Origin of the sequence: Reyranella massiliensis 521, from assembly GCF_000312425.1 — a bacterium.
Classification (GTDB): Bacteria; Pseudomonadota; Alphaproteobacteria; order Reyranellales; family Reyranellaceae; genus Reyranella; species Reyranella massiliensis.
In genome coordinates this window covers 3,121,883-3,139,581 of record NZ_HE997181.1, presented here as the reverse complement: position 1 = coordinate 3,139,581, position 17,699 = coordinate 3,121,883, and the positions used below count along the sequence as shown (strand labels likewise).

Sequence of the window (17,699 nt, the reverse complement as noted above, 5' to 3'; positions counted from 1 at the left end):
CGCGGCGGCGCCCGGGCCGTAATCGTACTCCCGTTGCCGCGTTGCCTCAGAGAACCGGCGTCACGTTCTCGCCGCGTTCGTAGACAACGTGCGCCCGCCCGACCAGCAGCGGATCGAGGGCGCCGATCTTCTTGGGATCCTTCCCTTCGTAGGGCAGTCGGTGCAGCAGATAGCGCATGGCGTTCAGTCGCGCGCGCTTCTTGCAGTCGGATTTGATGACCGTCCAGGGCGCATCGGCCGTGTCGGTATGCTGGAACATCGACTCCTTCGCCTGGGTGTAGTCCTCCCATTTGTCCAGCGAGGCCAGGTCGATGGGCGACAGCTTCCAGTGCTTGAGAGGGTGAACCTGTCTTTCCTTGAAGCGCCTTCTCTGCTCCTCGCGGCTCACCGAGAACCAGAACTTGATCAGATGGAGCCCGCTGCGCGTCAGGTTGCGCTCGAATTCCGGCGCCTGACGCATGAATTCCTTGTATTCCTCGTCGGTACAGAACCCCATCACCCGTTCGACGCCCGCCCGGTTGTACCAGGAGCGATCGAAGAGAACGATTTCACCTGCCGTCGGCAGTTGCTGGACGTATCGCTGGAAATACCATTGGCCGCGCTCCGATTCGGTGGGCTTCTCGAGGGCAACGACCCGCGCGCCGCGAGGATTGAGATGTTCCATGAACCGCTTGATCGTGCCCCCTTTGCCGGCGGCATCGCGACCCTCGAAGAGAATGACGATCTTCTGCTTGTGCTCCTTGACCCAGCTTTGGAGCTTCAGCAGTTCCACCTGCAGCCCATACTTGGCCTTCTCGTAGTTCCTGCGGAGCATGAGGTTGCGGTAGGGATATCCGCCCTGTCGCCAGTCGTCCGACAGCTCCTCGTCCGGATGGAGGCTCGCGACGGTCTTCTCAGCCTCGGAACTCTGCAGGGCTCGCTTCAGGGCGATGGCGTCGTCAGGCGATGCTCCGGCCATGATCGCCTGAAGAGCGTCGGCCAGCTCGTGATTCTTGTCCGGCACCATGAGACCGAGGATGTCGCGGACGGCGATCTCCTTCGAAAACTCCGCCGCCTGCACAGCATCGTGCTCGACCGATTCCTCGATGGAACGAGACGACTGCAACGACGCAACATCTCCGTGTTTCACGAGGCGCTGACCGTTTGCGTGCGTGCGGTCTTTCTTTTTCATGTTTGCAACCCTGAGGCAGACTTCGGAGCGGTGCCAAACAACAACTATAGTTGAAGGCCGCGCTTCCGGCCTTCAAATGATCCAGATCAAACCGAGACAAAGAAGCAGCCAAGGCATCCGCAGGAGTGCAGCCCTCTGTTGTTCCGCTTCGGTTTCTATGCCTTGCGGATCAGATACGTATCCATGATCCAGCCGTGCTTCTGCCGGGCTTCGCGGCGGCTGCGGTGGATGTCGGCGGCCACGTCCTTCAGTCGCCCTGAAATCAGGATTTCGTCGGGCGTCCCGAGATAGGCCCCCCAGTAGATCTCCATCTCGCCATGGATCGCGGAGTCGGCGAAGCGTCCAAAGGTGTCCTCGCCGTCGAGCAGGACGACGGCGCTGTCGATGCCTTCGGGAAAACCTGCGGCCAGTTTGCGTCCGGTGGTCAACAGCACCGGGTCGGCAATGCGATTGAGCGGAATCCTGTGCCGTGCCGCCAGCGCCTGGACCGCCGTAATGCCGGGAAAGACCTCGTAGTCGATTTCGTGGCGGCCTGTCGCCACCAGCGCCTCGATGTTGCGGATGGTGCTGTCGTAGAGCATCGGATCGCCCCAGACGAGGAGGCCGGCAGTCTCGCCCTCCTTCATCTCGTCAGCGATCATGCGTTCGAAGACCGCTTGTTTGGCAGTGTTCAATTCGTCGACGCAGGCGCGGTAGTCGGCAGGCCGGGGATCGCGTGGCGGGCTCGGCGCCTCGACGAAGCGGTGGACGCGGCCGGGCGCGATGTGACGGCGGCAGATCTCCTCGCGCACATCCCGCAGTTTCCCCTTGGTGCGGCCCTTGTCGAGAAGGAAGAAGACGTCGACGCGGTTCAGCGCCGCGATGCCCTGCACGGTGATGTAGTCGGGGTCGCCGGCACCGATGCCGATGACGAGTATCCTTTTCACGGTCCGCCTCGCTTCTGCGGCACAATATGTACGCGGACCAGGCGGCGCCTGTCAGCCTGTCCACGCCCGGCGCGTCGTCGAGAAGGCCAGCACCGCCGAGAAGGCGACGATGCCCAAGGCAACACAAGCATAAAGGCCGGACACGCCCCAGCTGAAAGTGTCCAGCGCCAGCAGACTGCCGCCGCCGGCGATGGTGATGCGGGTGATGTTGGCACCGACCGGCCAGTACATTTCGCCGGTACCCTGCGAGGCAAAGTAGAGCGCCATCGCGACACCGAAGAAGCCATAGGCCGGGCCGACGATGGTAAGGTAGTGGCGGCCTGAGGCTAGTGCGCCGGGATCGGCAGTGAACAGGCCGAGCCACAGGTCGGGCCAGATCGCCACGACGATGCCGATGGTGGCGGCCATGCCGCCCGCCATGAAGGCGCCTGTCCAGGCCAGCCGCTGGGCGCGGGCATGCTGCCTTGCGCCGATGTTGGTGCCGACCAGCGCGGTGAGCGTCGCCCCGATGCCGAAGCTGATGGGGATCAGCATGTATTCCAGGCGGCTGCCGATGCCGTAGCCCGCGATGGCGGCATCGCCCTCGCGACCGATCAGGCCGGTGACGACCAGCACGGTGCCGTTGGTCAGGATCACTACCAGACAGGCGATGAGGCCGACCTTCAGGATGTCGCGGAAGGCGCGCCACTTGAACCCGTCCACGGGCCAGCGCAGGCGGACCGCCGCCTTGTCGCCCGTCAGCTTGGAGAGCATCCAGGCCGCCGCGATGGCGAAGGCGATGACGGCGGCCACGGCCGGTCCGCGGATGCCGAGCGCGGGCAGGCCGAACCAACCCAGGGTGAGCGCTCCGGTGAGCGGGATCTGGATGGCGCCGGTCACCACCAGGGCGAGGCCGGGCGTCTTCATGTCGCCCGTGCCGCGCAGCACCGAGGCCATGGAGTTGGCGACCCAATGGGCGCCGCAGCCCAGGAACAGGATGGTGGCGAAGGCCTCGGCGCGATCGAGGGCCGCGCCGCTACCGCCCAGTGCCCCGTAAATCTGCCGGCCGAAGCCCACGAAGACGATGGCGAAAAGCGCAGCCATGCCGAGTGCGATGGCTAGCGCATGGGCCGCTGCCGCTTCGGCCGCCGCCTTGTTGCCCGAGCCCAGCGCCCGCGCCACGGACGAGGAGATGCCACCCCCCATGGCGCCCGCCGACATCATGCCCAGGGTCATCTGTGTCGGAAACACGAGGGCCAGCGCCGCGAGATCGACGGTGCCGAGCTGGCCGATGAAGAACCCGTCGGCGATGCTGACCAGGCTCTGCATGGCCACGTTCAGCACGTTGGGGACCGCGAGCGTGAGGATGGTGGGCACGATCGGCCCGGCCAGCATCATTTGCCGGCGTTCTGCGGGAGTCATTGCCGCGGTCTCTAGCACGTCACGTGCCCAGACCGCGCGAGCTTATCTCATCGCATGCTTACGGTTTTTTCCGCTTTCGCTCAGCGGCCGGTGCGTTGCGCCACGATGGCTTCGGCGAGCTGGTCGATCGTGTCGATCCCTGCAGATACGTTCATGGGGATGGTCACGTCGAACCGATCCTCCAGCTCCATGATCACGTCCATGATCGTGAGCGAGTCTACGGTGGTTCCGGTCGAGATGACGGTCTGCGGGGTGATGGCCTTCCCGGCAACCTGATAGGGCGCGAGAAGGCGGAAGATTTCGCCGATCACGTTACGCTGCAGCGCTACATTGGTGTCGGCGACCAGATGATGAGTGGCCTGCAAGGCTACCTCCGCCGGTTTGATGGTGGCGGCATCTGATAGAACCACCGGGCCAATGTGAAATAACAATTGGTTACCCAGTGTTGCGACACATTACGAAATATTGCGGCGTCTTCACTCCGCTGCGAGCGGCGTCGGCTTCAACCATGCGTCGAAGTCGTGCAACGCCCTTGCACTGAGTGCCTGCTTGCGTTCCTTGCCACGCAGCGTGCCCTCGATTGGCGGGAAGAGTCCGAAGTTGACGTTCATCGGCTGGAAGGTCGTGGCGTCGGCGCCGCCCGTGATGTGGCTCAGGAGGGCGCCCATGGCTGTCGTGGCGGGCGGCGGCCCCTGCGTCCGGCCCAGGCGCTCCGCGGCGGCGAAGCGGCCGGTCATCAGGCCGACGGCGGCGCTTTCGACATAGCCCTCGCAGCCGGTGATCTGGCCCGCGAACCGGAGCCGCGGCATCGCCTTCAGCCGCAGGGTGGCGTCGAGCAGGCGGGGGCTGTTCAGGAAGGTGTTGCGATGCAGCCCGCCCAGCCGCGCGAACTCGGCATTCTGCAGGCCGGGGATGGTGCGAAAGACGCGGGTCTGTTCGCCGTGCTTCAGCTTGGTCTGGAATCCCACGATGTTCCAAAGCGTGCCGAGGGCATTGTCCTGGCGGAGCTGCACCACGGCCCAGGGCCGATGGCCGGTCCGCGGATCGCGCAGGCCGACCGGCTTCATGGGGCCGAAGCGCAGGGTCTGCGGGCCGGTCGAGGCGATCACCTCGATCGGCTGGCAGCCCTGAAAGTAGGGCGTGTTGGCTTCCCACTCCTTGAATTCGGTCTTCTCGCCGGCCAGCAGGGCCGCGACGAACGCCTCGTACTCGGCCTTGTTCATCGGGCAGTTGAGATAGTCGGCGCCATCGCCTCCCGGGCCGCCCTTGTCGTAGCGCGACTGCTTCCAGGCGACGGAGAGGTCGATGCTCTCATAGTGGACGATCGGCGCGATGGCGTCGAAGAAGGCCAGCGACTCCTGGCCGGTCAGCTTGCTGATCGCTTCTGCCAGGGCCGGCGAGGTGAGAGGGCCGGTGGCGACGATGACACTGTCCCAGCTCTCGGGGGGCAGGCCGGCCACCTCGCTGCGCTCCAAAGTTACCAGCGGATGGGCGAGCAGTGCTTCCTGCACTGCCGCAGAGAAGCCATGGCGATCGACGGCCAGCGCGCCACCCGCCGGCAGCTTGTGCTGGTCAGCCGCCCGCATGATCAGCGAGCCGGCGCGGCGCATCTCCTCGTGCAGCAGGCCGACGGCATTGTTCTGTGCGTCGTCGGAGCGGAAGGAATTGGAGCAGACGAGCTCGGCCAGGCTGTCCGTGAGATGGGCTTCGGTGCCACGCACCGGACGCATCTCGTGCAGCACGACGGGAACGCCGGCGGACGCGAGTTGCCAGGCCGCTTCGCTGCCTGCGAGCCCGCCGCCAACGACATGAACGCTCTTGATGCTTGACGTCATCCCATCTGACCTGAAACCGTGCGCCTCCTTCGCGAACCTATAAAGGGGGGAGGGCCCAATGGCCATCAAGTTCCACAATCCCAAGTCCGTCGCTCTGGCGGGCAAGTACAGCCTGGGGGCCGAAGTCGCCCCGAACGCGCGCCTGCTCTATGTCTCCGGACAGGTCGGCGTCGATTCCAAGGGCAAGCTCGGTGCAGGCATCGAGAAGCAGGTCGAGCTCACTTGGAAAAACATCGGCCAGGTCCTGAAGAGCGCCGGCATGGGCTACAAGGACATCGTCAAGATCACGGGCTTCCTCACCGACGCCCGTTACATGACCGCCTATCGCGAGGTTCGCGGCCGCTTCATCGGCGAGCCCTATCCGGCGTCGACCCTGGTGATCGTCTCCGGTCTCGCCGATCCCGGCATGATGGTCGAGATCGAGGTCGTCGCGGCCAAGTAGAACGACCTTTCCGTCCGGGCGTAGCGCGTTGACCGAGCCTCTTTCCTATCGGCGACTGTTGCGCCTGGGCGGCATGCCCGAGCTGTTTCTGGCGGCGTGCCTGTCGCGCCTCGCCGGTCGCATCTTCTCGCTGGCCATCGTCCTCTACGTGCTGGAACGCTTCGGTTCTCCTGCTCTTGCGGGATGGGTGGCGTTCGCCTCGATGGCGCCAGGCCTGTTGATCAGCCCGTTGGCCGGCGCGCTGCTCGACCGTCTCGGAGCGGCGAAGGCGATCGTCATCGACATGGCGGCGAGCACATTGCTGCTCCTGGCGCTCGGCCTTGCCGACGTCGCGGGTTCGGTCACCGAGCCTCTCCTTCTGACACTGGTGACGCTGTACTCCCTGACGAGCCCGCTCGGCACCGCCGGCATTCGCGTTCTGATCCCGCGCCTCGTGCCGAAGGATGGGTTGGACCTGGCCAACGCGCTGGATACGAGCAGCTATGCCCTCATCAATGTCGGCGGCCCCGCCGTTGCGGGATTGCTGTTTGGCTTCGCCGGTTCGCAGACGACCTTGCTGGCCATCGTGCTTCTCTATGCGGCGGCGGCCGCGAGCCTCGTTCCTCTCATACGGCGTACGTCCCACGGCCACGCCGCGTCGTCAGGACCTTTGATCGGAGACGCTGTGGCCGGCGTGATCTACTTCGTGCGCCACACGTCTCTCCGTGGCCTTGCTATCTCTTATGCCTTGTTTCAGGTGAGCTGGGGCATTCTCGTGGTTGCCGTGCCCGTGGTGGTGATGAAGGAACTGGGAACGGGTGCCCGGGCGGACGCGGTGGTGGGTGGCTTGTGGGCTGCGGCCGGCCTCGCGGGCGGGCTCGGTGCGCTATTCGCCGGACACCTTCGCACCGTCGATCGCGAGCGGCAGTTCATCGCGTTCGGGGCGCTCGCCACGGCAGTCGCGATCTTCCCCGTGAGCGCGAGCTTCGGCCTCGTCGGTCTGGCGATTGGTCTGGTTCTGGTGGGGTTCGTGGAAGGTCCGGTCGATGTCGGCGTGCTTTCGCTGCGGCAACGGCGTACCGATCCGGGGTGGCTGGGCCGTGTGCTCGCCGTCTCGATGAGCTTCAACATGTCGGGTCTGCCGCTGGGTTCTGCCATCGGCGGCGTGATCGTCATGCATTCGCCCACTCTGGCGTTTGCAACCGCAGCTTTGGCGTCAGTCTTCGCCGCCGTAGCGGCCTACGCGCTTGTGCCGGCGAGGTCAGAGAGGTGAACACCCCGATGAAATCTCGCGCTATGATTGTCCCATGACGAATTCCCTCAAGGTCGGACTGGCGCAGCTCAACCCCAAGGTCGGCGATGTTGCGGGCAATCTCGCCAAGGTGCGGGTGGCGCGCGCGGAAGCCGCCTCGCAGGGCGCAGAACTGGTGCTCTATCCGGAGACGGTGCTGTCGGGTTATCCGGCCGAGGATCTTGTGCTCAAGCCTGCTTTCCAGAAGGCTTGCCACGAGGCGGTCGAAGCCCTGAGGGCCGATACGAAGGACGGTGGTCCGGCGTTGTTCGTCACTACGCCGTGGCGCGAAGGCGACAAGCTGCACAACGCCGTCATCGCCCTCGACAAGGGCGAGATCATCGGCAAGCGTTTCAAGGTCGATCTACCGAACTATGGCGTATTCGACGACAAGCGCGTCTTTGCGCCGGGGCCGATGCCGGGGCCGCTGGTCTTCAACGGCGTGCGCATCGGCGTCCCGATCTGCGAGGACATGTGGACGCCCGATGTCGTCGAATGCATCGCCGAAACCGGCGGCGAGATCATCCTGGTGCCCAACGGCTCGCCCTACGAGGTTGGCAAGACCGACGTGCGCGTGCAGCTTGGCGTCAAGCGCGTGGTCGAAAGCGGTCTGCCCTTCGTCTACCTCAACCAGGTCGGCGGGCAGGACGAACTGATCTTCGATGGCGGCTCGTTCGCCTTGGGCGCCGATCGTGCCTTGAAGGTCAAGCTGGCATCCTTCGCCGAACAGGTGGCCACGATCGAGTTCCGCCGCAACGGCGGTGGCTGGGAGTGTCAGCCCGGACCGATCGAGCCGGAGATGAGCGACCTCGAATCGATCTACCGGGCGATGGTGCTGGGCCTGCGCGACTATGTGAACAAGACCGGCTTCCCCTCGGTAGTGATCGGCCTTTCCGGCGGCGTCGATTCGGCGATCACGGCGGCGGTCGCGGCCGACGCCTTGGGCCCCGAGCGCGTGCACGCGATCATGATGCCGTCACCCTATACCAGCCGGGAGTCCCTGGAAGATGCCGAAGCCTGCGCGCGGGCAATCGGCGTACGCTATGACATCGTCGATATCGGCCCGGCGATGGAGGCGTTTCGCGGCATGCTGACGCCGCTGTTCGGCAATCGCGCCGAGGACGTCACGGAAGAGAACATCCAGAGCCGTGCCCGCGGCGTCACTTTGATGGCCGTGTCCAACAAGCTCGGCGGCATGGTCGTCACCACCGGCAACAAGTCGGAGATGGCCGTGGGTTACGCCACCCTCTATGGCGACATGTGCGGCGGCTTTAACGTGCTGAAGGACGTCTACAAGACGACCGTGTTCGAGCTCTGCCGCTGGCGCAACAAGCACCTGCCGCAGGGCGCTCTGGGCAAGGCCGGCACAGTGATCCCGGCGCGCATCATCGACAAGCCGCCCTCGGCCGAGTTGCGGCCCGACCAGCAGGATTCCGATTCACTGCCGCCTTATCCCGTGCTCGATGCGGTGCTCAAAGGCCTGATCGAACGCGATCTCGGCACAGCCGATCTCGCGAAGGAGGGCCACGATCCGGCGGTCGTGGATCGTGTCTGGCGGCTGCTCGAAGGGGCGGAATACAAGCGGCGCCAGGCGCCTCCCGGAGTCAAGATCACCTCACGTAACATCAGCCGCGAACGGCGCTACCCGATCGTGAACGGCTTCCGCGGATGACAGGAAGACAGAGTGGATGGATGCAATGCTGATTGCCCAGATCTCCGACATGCACATCAAGAAGACGGGCGAGCTGCTCTACGGCCGCATCGATACGCAAGGCTACCTCGAGCGTGCCGTGGCGCACGTCAACGCCCTCGATCCCAGGCCGGACATCGCCCTCGTGACGGGCGATCTGGTGGAGGGCGGCAAGCCAGAGGAATACGCGAACCTGAAGCGCATGCTGTCGGCGCTGCGCATGCCGTTCTATCTCATTCCCGGCAACCATGACGCACGCGACCCGTTGCGCGAGATCTTTTCGGAGCATGTCTACCTGCCCCGCGGCGGCTTTCTTCAGTATGTCGTCGAAGGCCTGCCCCTGCGCCTGATCGCCCTCGATACCCTGGTGCCCGGCAAAGGCTTCGGTGCCCTGTGCCCGGAGCGGCTGGACTGGCTGGACGCGCGGCTTGGAGAGAGTGACCAGCCGACACTTCTCTACATGCATCATCCGCCGTTCGATTGCGGCATCGACGCCTTCGATGCAGCCCGTCTCAACGAAGGGGCGGAGCGATTGGCCGAGATCGTCCGGGCGCGCGGCACCGTCGAGCGCGTGCTGTGTGGCCACGTCCATCGCCCGATCCAGGTGCGCTGGGCCGGCACCATGGCCTCGATCGCGCCCAGCACTGCACATCAGGGCACGCTGGACCTGCGTCCCGATGCCAAACTTTCGATGACCATGGAGCCTCCGGGTATTGCTCTCCACCTGTGGCGGCCGCCTACCGGACTGATCACACATCTCAGCTACATCGGAACCTACGATGGACCGCGCCCGTTCAGGTGAGGCATGACTGCCTCGCCGGCTTCGTCTTCGAACCTGACCAGGAGAGTGGGCCCCGGTGTGATCACCGGCGCGGCCGACGACGATCCCAGCGGCATTGCCACCTATTCCCAGGCCGGCGCGCAGGCGGGCTTCGGGCTATTGTGGACTGTGGTGCTGACCTGGCCGCTGATGGTGGCGGTGCAATCCGTCAGCGCTCGAATCGGAAGGGTCACCGGCCGCGGTCTTGCCGCCAACATGTGCCGCGTCTTTCCCAGGCCGGTAGTTCTTGCGTTGGTCTCCTCGCTGTTCGTCGCCAACACTATCAATATCGGCGCCGACCTCGCGGCGATGGGCGCATCCGTCAGTCTGCTTTTCGGAGGGGGCCAGACCCTCTTCACCGTGATGTTTGCCGTGGCGTCGTTGCTGGCGATCGTGTTCATTCCCTACAGTCGCTATGTCGGCATCCTGAAGTGGCTGACTTTCTCGCTGTTTGCCTACGTCGGGGTCGTCTTCTCCGCTCAAATCGACTGGCAAGCGGTTGGCCTTGGGGCCATTTTTCCGCGATTCGACCTCGACGCGAAGACGCTGATGCTGGTGGTCGCCATCCTCGGTACCACGATCAGCCCCTATCTCTTCTTCTGGCAGAGCTCCCAGGAGGTCGAGGACGAAGAGGGTGATCCATCAGCCGGCCCTCTCAAGACGCATCCCGACGAAGCGCCGCTCCAGCTTGCGCGCATCAATTGGGAAACCGGCATTGGCATGGCGGTGTCGAATCTGGTCGCCTTCTTCATCATACTGACGACCGCTGCGACGCTGAATGCCAACGGCCTGACCGACATCGCGAGCACGCAGCAGGCGGCCGAAGCGCTGAAGCCGATTGCCGGCGAAGCTGCCTTCCTGCTGTTCAGCCTTGGCATTGTCGGCACGGGGCTGCTGGCCGTGCCTGTTCTGGCGGCGTCCGCCGCCTACGCGGTCGGCGAGACGCGCGACTGGACGATCGGGTTGGAATGCAAGCCTCGCGACGCCCGGCCATTCTACGGTGTCATCGTCGCGGCGATCCTGATTGGGCTCGGTGTTGCACTGCTGCCGATTGATCCGATCAAGGCTTTGATCTGGAGCGCCGTGCTGAACGGGGTGATCGTGGTGCCCATCATTGCTGCGATGATGGTGGTGGCCGCGCGGCGCGAAGTCATGGGCACGTTCGTCGCTGCGCCCTGGCAGCATGTGCTGGGCTGGCTCACCGCTGTCCTGATGGCTGCTGCCGCCGTCGCGATGTTTGTCCTGATGTAGGGGGTATTCCGCAGGTCCTCGCTTGCTGGCGTGCAGGGACGCAGCCCATGCAGGCACTGCCAGCACAAGCATAAGTAGCCTTGCCATTGCGGCCTAGCTTAGCTCGTGCGTGATGAGGGCCGGCGCATGTTAACCTCCTTCCTATGAAGCTCTATTCCGGACCGCTCAGCATGTTCGGCGCCAAGGCCGAGATCGCAGCCCGCGAGAAGAAGCTCGATGTCGAGCTCATCATGGTGCCTTTCGAGATGAAGCGGCTTTATGAGCCCAAGCATCCCGAAGTGTTGCGCATCAATCCCAAGCGCCAGGTGCCGGTGCTGATCGACGACGGTCCGGGCGGCACGCTGGAGATCTTCGACTCGACACAGATCTTTGAATATTTCGAAACCGTGAAGCCGGAACCGTCGCTCTGGCCTGCCGAACCCAAGGCCCGTGCCCGGGCGCGGCTGCTCGAACACAAGTCGGACGAAGTCTATTTCCCGCACATCATCCGGCTGATGGGGCTGCAGGGAACACCGGAGGATCTGGCCGCCGTCGCGGCGCGCGACGGCGCCGCGAAGGTCTACGACGAGATGGAGCAGGTCATCGGCGAGCAGGAATGGCTTGCGGGCAGCTACTCCTATGCCGACATCGCCTTCTACATGGCGCAGCTCTTCGGCGCCCGGATGGGAGCGCCCATGACCGACGCGCATCCGAAGCTGCAAGCCTGGCGCGATCGCATGAGCGCGCGACCTGCCGTGGGCCAGGTTGCCGGAGCCATGGGCCGCTACCTGCTTTCGCAGGGGCGCACGCTGCCGCCCTTTCTGGCCAAGCTGAGCGTTTGACGATGACTCCGATCCTGTTTCTGCCGGGCACAGGAGCGTCGCCTGACTTCTGGAAGCCCGTGGGCGAGCGGCTGCCTTCCGATTGGCCGAAGGAGTATTTCGGTTGGCCGGGCCTCGGCGACCAGCCGCCCGACCCGTCGATCCAAGGTTACGACGACCTGAAGCAGCTGGTGGCGGCAAAGATGGGCGCGCCGGTCGATCTGGTGGCCCAGTCCATGGGCGGCGTCATTGCCGCGCGCCTGGCGATCGAACAACCGGAAAAAATCCGGCGACTGGTGCTCTGCACGACCTCCGGCGGCGTCGACATGCAAGACTTCGGCGCCGGCGACTGGCGTGCCGACTATCGCAAGTCCTATCCCAATGCTGCTGCCTGGGTCACTGCGGAGCGGTCGGTGCCGCCGGTGCCGGTCGAAAGGATCGCGGCGCCGACCTTGCTGATCTGGGGCGATGTCGATCCGATCAGCCCCCTCGCTGTCGGCCGGCATCTCGAGCAGCGTCTGCCGAAAGCGAAGCTCGAGGTCGTGGCGGGCGGCAATCACGACCTGGCCCGCACCCATGCCGACCAGGTAGCCCGATTGATTGCCGCGCACCTGAGTTAAGGTTTGACGGTCTTCTTTAGTACCGATTCGTAGACCTGCAGGATTGCCGAGCTGTCGTTGTCGCCCAGCCCCATGCGGCGCGCCATGCGCTGCAGGTTGTGCGTCGCCGAGCCCTGGGGCAGCGGCACGTCGAGTTCGTCGGCGAGTTCCAATGCGAGATGAAGGTCCTTGTGCGCGAGGTTCAGCGCGAAGGAGGGCGGCGAGAACTTGCCCGAGAGGGCGCGCTCGGAGAAGGACTTGAAAACGGCGGAGTTGCCGCTCGAGCTGGCGATGACCTGCACCAGCTTGTTCGGATCGAGGCCGGCGGTGATGCCCAGCATCAGGCCCTCGGCTGCGGCCGCGGCATTGCAGAAGGCCATCATGTTGTTCACCAGCTTGGCCACCGTGCCGGTGCCGAGCTCGCCCATGTGGATCACGTTGGCGCTGAACGATTGCAGAACGGGCAGGGCGTCGTCGAACACCTTCTTGTCGCCCCCCACCATGATGGCGATGGTCGCGGCTTCGGCGCCGACCGTGCCACCGCTCACCGGCGCGTCGAGCATGGCGATGCCCTTGGCGGCCATGGCGGTGCCGATCTTCTTCACCATCGACGGCGCGTTGGTGCTGAGGTCGATATAGGTCTGGCCCTTGGAGATGTTGGCGAGGATGCCGTTGTCGCCCAGGGTTACGGCCTCGACATCCCGCGGCATGGGCAGCGAGGTCATGATGATGTCGGCGCCCTTGGTCGCCTCGGCCACGGATTTGGCGGCCGTCGCGCCGAGGTCGGTGCAGGTCTTCACCGCCGCCGGGTTCAGGTCGAACACGGTCACGGCGTGGTTGCTGCGCTTGATGATGTTGCGGCACATGGGGCCGCCCATGTTGCCGACGCCGATATATCCGACCTTCATGGCTACCTCCCGAAAAGAAAACTTATCCGCTGACTATACGCCGGAATCGCCGCCGCCTAGTGTTGCTGGGCGAAAGAGCCCGCGGTAGTGCGGGCTTGGGGGAGGACGTTCGGACTCATGGCGCGCAACAAGCTCTATCCCATCCCGCATCCGCCGCGGACGCCCGTGTTGGGCAACATGCTCACCGTCGATGGCGGCGCGCCGATCCAGGACCTGATGCGGATCGCCCGGGAGCAGGGGCCGATCTTCTGGCTCGACATGATGGGCACGCCGCTGGTCGTGGTTTCCGGTGCCGACCTGGTGGCCGAGCTTTGCGACGAGAAGCGTTTCGACAAGGCGGTACGCGGCTCTCTGCGGCGCGTGCGCATGCTGGGCGGCGATGCGCTGTTCACGGCGGAGACGCAGGAGCCGAACTGGCAGAAGGCGCACAACATCCTGCTGCCGACCTTCGCGCATCGCATGATGCAGACCTATCACGAAGGCATGCTCGACATCGCCGATCAGCTCGTCACCAAGTGGGAACGGCTGAATGCCGACGAGGAGATCGATGTGGTGCGCGACATGACCGCGCTCACGCTCGACACGATCGGCCTCTGCGGCTTCAACTATCGCTTCAACTCGTTCTACCGCAGCGACAACCATCCCTATGTCGAGTCGCTGGTCCGCGCGCTCGAAGCGGTGATGAAGATGCGCGGCCTGCCGCTGGAGGATCTGACGCAGCGCAAGAGCCGCCGTAAGCTCGAGGAAGATGTCGGCTTCATGAACGGCATCGCCGACCGTATCATCAAGGAACGCCGCGAGGTCCCGGCGGACGATGCCTCTAAGCCCGACCTGCTGGGCTTCATGCTGAGCGGCATCGACAAGCAGAGCGGCGAGCGGCTGGACGACGTCAATATCCGCTACCAGATGAACACCTTCCTGATCGCCGGTCACGAGACCACGAGCGGGATGCTGTCGTTCGCGATCTACTTCCTGCTGAACAATCCGCATGTGCTGCAGAAGGCCTACGAGGAGGTTGATCGGGTCCTGGGTCGCGACATCAACGCCAAGCCCACGGCGCAACAGGTCAATCAGCTCGTCTATATCGGCCAGATCCTGAAGGAGTCGCTGCGCCTGTGGCCGACGGCGCCGGCCTTCGGCCTCTACCCGTACCAGAACGAAACGATTGGCGGAAAATACAAGCTGCGTAAACGCACCTTCGTCACCGTGCTGACGGCGATGCTCCACCGCGACAAGTCGGTGTGGGGCCCGCAGGCCGAAGTCTTCAATCCCGACAACTTCGCGCCGGAGCGCGAAGCCAAGATGCCGCCGCATGCCTTCAAGCCGTTCGGCAACGGCCAGCGCGCCTGCATCGGCCGCCAGTTCGCCATGACCGAGGCGACTCTGGTCATCGGTATGATCCTGCAGCGCTTCCGCCTGGTCGATCACACGCGCTACCAGCTCAAGATCAAGGAGTCGCTCACCATCAAGCCCGAAGGGCTGACGATGCGCGTGCGGCTGCGGCCCGACGTCGTGCGCGGCAGCGGTCAGGTCGCGGTGTCTGCCAAGCCGGCGCCGCGCAAGGCGCCGAAGAAGGTTGCCGCCAGCCACGGCACCAGGCTCGCCGTACTGTTTGGCTCCAACATGGGCACGGCCGAGGAACTGGCGCGATCGATTGCGGAGGATGCCGAAGCCGCAGGTTTCGCGACGACCCTGGCGAGCCTCGACGACATGGCCGGCAAGCTGCCGACCGACGGCGCCGTCGCCGTGGTCTGCGCGTCTTACAACGGTGGGCCGCCGGACAATGCCGTGCAGTTCCTCAAGTCGTTGCGAGAGATGCCGATCGGCGCCCTGAAGGGCGTGCGCTACACCGTTTTCGGATGCGGCAATCGCGACTGGGCGTCGACCTATCAGGCGATCCCGCGCGAGATCGACGAGTTACTGGCGGCCAAAGGGGCGGAGCGCCTCCACGCACGCGGCGAGGGCGATGCCCGCGAAGACCTCGATGGCAATTTCCAGGCCTGGTACGAACCGATGCTGCCGGACATTGCGAGCAAGCTCGGCATCAAGTTCGATGCAGAGGCGGCCGGATCGCAGGAACCGCTCTATCAGGTGCAGCAGGTCGACAAGCCGCCCGTCAATCCGATCATCGGCGGTCACGGCGCCTTGCCGATGCGCGTGCTGGCCAATCGGGAGCTGCAAAACCCGGACAAGTCAGGTCGCAGCACGCGCCATATCGAAGTGTTGCTGCCCGATGGCGTCAGCTATCGCGCCGGTGATCACCTCAGCATCGTGCCGCAGAACGGCGCGGTGCTGGTCGAGCGGGCGATCCGCCGCTTCGGCTTTGCACCCGGTGCGCATGTCGTGCTGACGGCACCGGAAGGACGCCGCGCGGCCCTGCCCATCGGCGAGGCGATCTCCGTTCATCGTCTGCTGTCCGACTATCTGGAACTGCAGCTCCCGGCGACGCGCAAGCAGATCCAGACCATGGTGCAGCACACGCGTTGCCCGTTTACGCGGCCCAAGCTCGAAGCGCTGCTGGAGGAAGAGCGGTTCCGCGCCGAGATCCTGGCCAAGCGCAAATCGATCCTCGACCTGCTGGAGGAGTTTCCCGCCTGCGAGCTGCCGTTCGCGGCCTTCCTCGAAATGCTGCCGCTGATGACACCGCGCTACTACTCGATCTCGTCGTCGCCCATGGCCGACGGCGCGCGTTGCTCGATCACGGTAGCTGTGGTCGAAGGGCCGGCGCGAGCCGGTGCCGGCATCTATCACGGTGTCTGCTCGAGCCATCTCGCGCGGCAGGCCGCCGGCAGCACCGTCCAGGCCTTCGTGAAGGAAACGAAGGTCGGTTTCCGCCTGCCGGTCGATCCGGCGGCGCCGATCGTCATGATCGGGCCGGGTACCGGGCTGGCGCCGTTTCGGGGATTCCTTCGCGAGCGGGCGGCGCTCAAGGCGCAGGGTCGTACCTTAGGGGCCGCCTTGCTGTTCTATGGTTGTCGTCACCCCGATCAGGACTACATCTATGAGGACGAGCTGAAGGAGCAGGCCGATGCCGGCATCGTCGATCTCGAAGTCGCGTTCTCGCGTCATGATGGAAAGAAAACCTACGTGCAGGACCTCCTAAAGGAAAAGGCGGACAAGGTGTCAGCCCTGATCGATCAAGGCGCGATCGTCTATGTTTGCGGCGACGGCAGCCGGATGGAACCCGATGTGAAGCGTGCCTTGATCGCCATGCATCGCGAGAAGACGGGGGCCGACGAAGCGGCCGGCGAAAGCTGGATGGCGAAGCTCGTCGCCGACAATCGCTACGTGCTGGACGTGTGGGCGAGCAGCTGACCGAGCTTAGCGATCGCGACCGCCAGAGGGCGCGCGAACTCCGGCGCGTCAAGGCTGCGGCGACGGCGCTGCTGGTGTTCACGGCAGCCCTGTTCGTGCTGGCGCGCCACTACGAGCCGCAGCATTGGGCCTGGGGCTACGTTGCTGCCTTTGCGGCTGCGGCCACCGTCGGCGGCCTCGCGGACTGGTATGCCATTGTGGCGCTGTTCCGCCGGCCGCTTGGGCTGCCGATCCCGCACACCGCGATCGTACCGCGCAATCATCACCGTATTGCCGAGACGCTGGGCGAGTTCATCGAGACGAACTTCCTGGCGCGTGAACCCGTCGAGGCGAGGCTGCGCGAGGTCGACTTTGCCGCTCTGGTGTCGGAGTGGCTGAGCGACCGCGAACGCAGCGCGGCGCTTGCCGGCTTCGTAATGCGTCTGGTGCCGCAGGCACTGACTTCGATCGATCAGTCGGGCCTGAAGGGCTTTCTCGGCAAGCGTGTCATGGCCGAGCTGGAGCGGATCGAGCTGGCACCGTTGGCCGCCGGCCTGTTGAGTGCGGTCACCGAGAAGAACCGCCATCAAAGGCTGCTCGACGAGTTGTTGGCAGCACTCGAAAAGGTACTGACCAACGAGGAAACCTTGGCGGCGCTGCGCGAGAAGATTCGGCAGGAGCTACCGGCCTTGTTCAACCTCTATCGAGCCGATGCCTACCTGCTGCGCAAGATCGTCGCTTCGACGACAGCCTTCATTCAGGAGGCGCGGGCCGATGCCAGCCATCCGCTGCGGCGTGAATTCGACAGTTTTGTGTCAGGCTTCATCGAACGGTTGCGCCACTCCCCGTCTTTCGCGCGGCGTGCGGAAAGTCTGAAGCGCGACATGCTGGCGCGTCCCGAGATCGCTGCGGTCGCCGAAGGCGCCTGGGAGAGCCTGCGCAGCTTCCTCGAACAGGATGCGCAGGCGCCGGACAGCCAGGTGCGACGGCAACTCGAAGCCATGCTGGTCGATGTCGGCAGCCAGCTTGCCCGCGAGCCCGCCATTCGGGCCGAGATCAACCGCGGCATGGTGCAGGTCCTGTCCGAATTTGTGGAAAGTCAGAAGAGCGGTGTCGGGCGCTTCATCGCCGATCAGGTGAAGTCGTGGGACATCGATATGCTGATTGGTCGCATCGAGCTCACGGTCGGGCGTGATCTGCAATATATCCGTTTCAATGGCGCGATGATTGGCGGCCTTGCCGGTTTGGCCTTGCACGCGCTCGAACAGGGGTTGAAGCTGCACTTGTAATCG

At 64.7% G+C, this 17,699-nt stretch carries 15 protein-coding genes; 9 read left to right on the top strand and 6 right to left on the bottom strand.

Annotation, left to right across the window (positions count from 1 at the left end; all coding sequences use genetic code 11):
• Positions 1-46: 46 nt before the first annotated feature.
• The 5 genes from ppk2 to trmFO all read right to left on the bottom strand — a co-directional run bounded on the left by ppk2 (position 47) and on the right by trmFO (position 5,333).
• The gene (gene ppk2, locus BN60_RS15360; RefSeq protein ID WP_020696980.1) at positions 47-1,105 is read right to left on the bottom strand and encodes a polyphosphate kinase 2; all 1,059 of its coding nucleotides are present in this window, start codon (positions 1,103-1,105) and stop codon (positions 47-49) included.
• A gap of 221 nt (positions 1,106-1,326) precedes the next feature.
• Entirely contained in the window at positions 1,327-2,097 is a 771-nt protein-coding gene (gene cobF / locus BN60_RS15355) for a precorrin-6A synthase (deacetylating) (protein WP_020696979.1), read from the bottom strand.
• 51 nt (positions 2,098-2,148) lie between these two features.
• The gene (locus BN60_RS15350; RefSeq protein WP_083856125.1) at positions 2,149-3,498 is read right to left on the bottom strand and encodes an MATE family efflux transporter; all 1,350 of its coding nucleotides are present in this window, start codon (positions 3,496-3,498) and stop codon (positions 2,149-2,151) included.
• Between the two features lie 80 nt (positions 3,499-3,578).
• A complete protein-coding gene (locus BN60_RS15345; RefSeq protein WP_020696977.1) occupies positions 3,579-3,863 on the bottom strand; it encodes an acyl carrier protein in 285 nt (94 codons plus the stop codon).
• A gap of 111 nt (positions 3,864-3,974) precedes the next feature.
• Positions 3,975-5,333: a methylenetetrahydrofolate--tRNA-(uracil(54)-C(5))-methyltransferase (FADH(2)-oxidizing) TrmFO gene (gene trmFO, locus BN60_RS15340; protein ID WP_020696976.1), complete on the bottom strand. Its 1,359-nt coding sequence runs from the start codon at positions 5,331-5,333 to the stop codon at positions 3,975-3,977.
• 58 nt (positions 5,334-5,391) lie between these two features.
• Between trmFO and BN60_RS15335 the strand changes: the two genes are divergently transcribed.
• The 7 genes from BN60_RS15335 to BN60_RS15305 all read left to right on the top strand — a co-directional run bounded on the left by BN60_RS15335 (position 5,392) and on the right by BN60_RS15305 (position 12,226).
• Positions 5,392-5,775 carry a RidA family protein gene (locus BN60_RS15335; protein ID WP_020696975.1) on the top strand — a complete coding sequence of 128 codons (384 nt, stop codon included), beginning with the start codon at positions 5,392-5,394 and terminating at the stop codon, positions 5,773-5,775.
• A 28-nt stretch (positions 5,776-5,803) separates the two neighbouring features.
• Entirely contained in the window at positions 5,804-7,027 is a 1,224-nt protein-coding gene (locus tag BN60_RS15330) for an MFS transporter (protein ID WP_043283967.1), read from the top strand.
• A 34-nt stretch (positions 7,028-7,061) separates the two neighbouring features.
• Positions 7,062-8,717 (top strand): NAD+ synthase, encoded by a 1,656-nt coding sequence (locus BN60_RS15325; protein ID WP_020696973.1) that lies wholly within the window; start codon positions 7,062-7,064, stop codon positions 8,715-8,717.
• A 25-nt stretch (positions 8,718-8,742) separates the two neighbouring features.
• Positions 8,743-9,537 carry a phosphodiesterase gene (locus BN60_RS15320; RefSeq protein ID WP_043285747.1) on the top strand — a complete coding sequence of 265 codons (795 nt, stop codon included), beginning with the start codon at positions 8,743-8,745 and terminating at the stop codon, positions 9,535-9,537.
• Positions 9,538-9,540: 3 nt separating this feature from the next.
• Positions 9,541-10,806 (top strand): Nramp family divalent metal transporter, encoded by a 1,266-nt coding sequence (locus BN60_RS15315; RefSeq protein ID WP_043283965.1) that lies wholly within the window; start codon positions 9,541-9,543, stop codon positions 10,804-10,806.
• A 143-nt stretch (positions 10,807-10,949) separates the two neighbouring features.
• Positions 10,950-11,627, top strand: a complete 678-nt coding sequence (locus BN60_RS15310) for a glutathione S-transferase family protein (RefSeq protein WP_020696970.1) — start codon at positions 10,950-10,952, stop codon at positions 11,625-11,627.
• Positions 11,628-11,629: 2 nt separating this feature from the next.
• Positions 11,630-12,226 carry an alpha/beta fold hydrolase gene (locus BN60_RS15305; protein WP_020696969.1) on the top strand — a complete coding sequence of 199 codons (597 nt, stop codon included), beginning with the start codon at positions 11,630-11,632 and terminating at the stop codon, positions 12,224-12,226.
• Here BN60_RS15305 and BN60_RS15300 read toward each other — a convergent pair.
• Positions 12,223-13,113 carry an NAD(P)-dependent oxidoreductase gene (locus tag BN60_RS15300; protein ID WP_020696968.1) on the bottom strand — a complete coding sequence of 297 codons (891 nt, stop codon included), beginning with the start codon at positions 13,111-13,113 and terminating at the stop codon, positions 12,223-12,225. The genes BN60_RS15305 and BN60_RS15300 overlap by 4 nt on opposite strands.
• Before the next feature lie 117 nt (positions 13,114-13,230).
• Between BN60_RS15300 and BN60_RS15295 the strand changes: the two genes are divergently transcribed.
• Together BN60_RS15295 and BN60_RS15290 are read left to right on the top strand one after the other, a co-directional pair.
• Complete coding sequence (locus BN60_RS15295) at positions 13,231-16,428, top strand: bifunctional cytochrome P450/NADPH--P450 reductase (RefSeq protein WP_020696967.1); 3,198 nt, start codon at positions 13,231-13,233, stop codon at positions 16,426-16,428.
• A complete protein-coding gene (locus BN60_RS15290) occupies positions 16,413-17,696 on the top strand; it encodes a DUF445 domain-containing protein (protein ID WP_020696966.1) in 1,284 nt (427 codons plus the stop codon). The genes BN60_RS15295 and BN60_RS15290 overlap by 16 nt, the downstream gene beginning before the upstream one ends.
• Positions 17,697-17,699 lie beyond the last annotated feature (3 nt).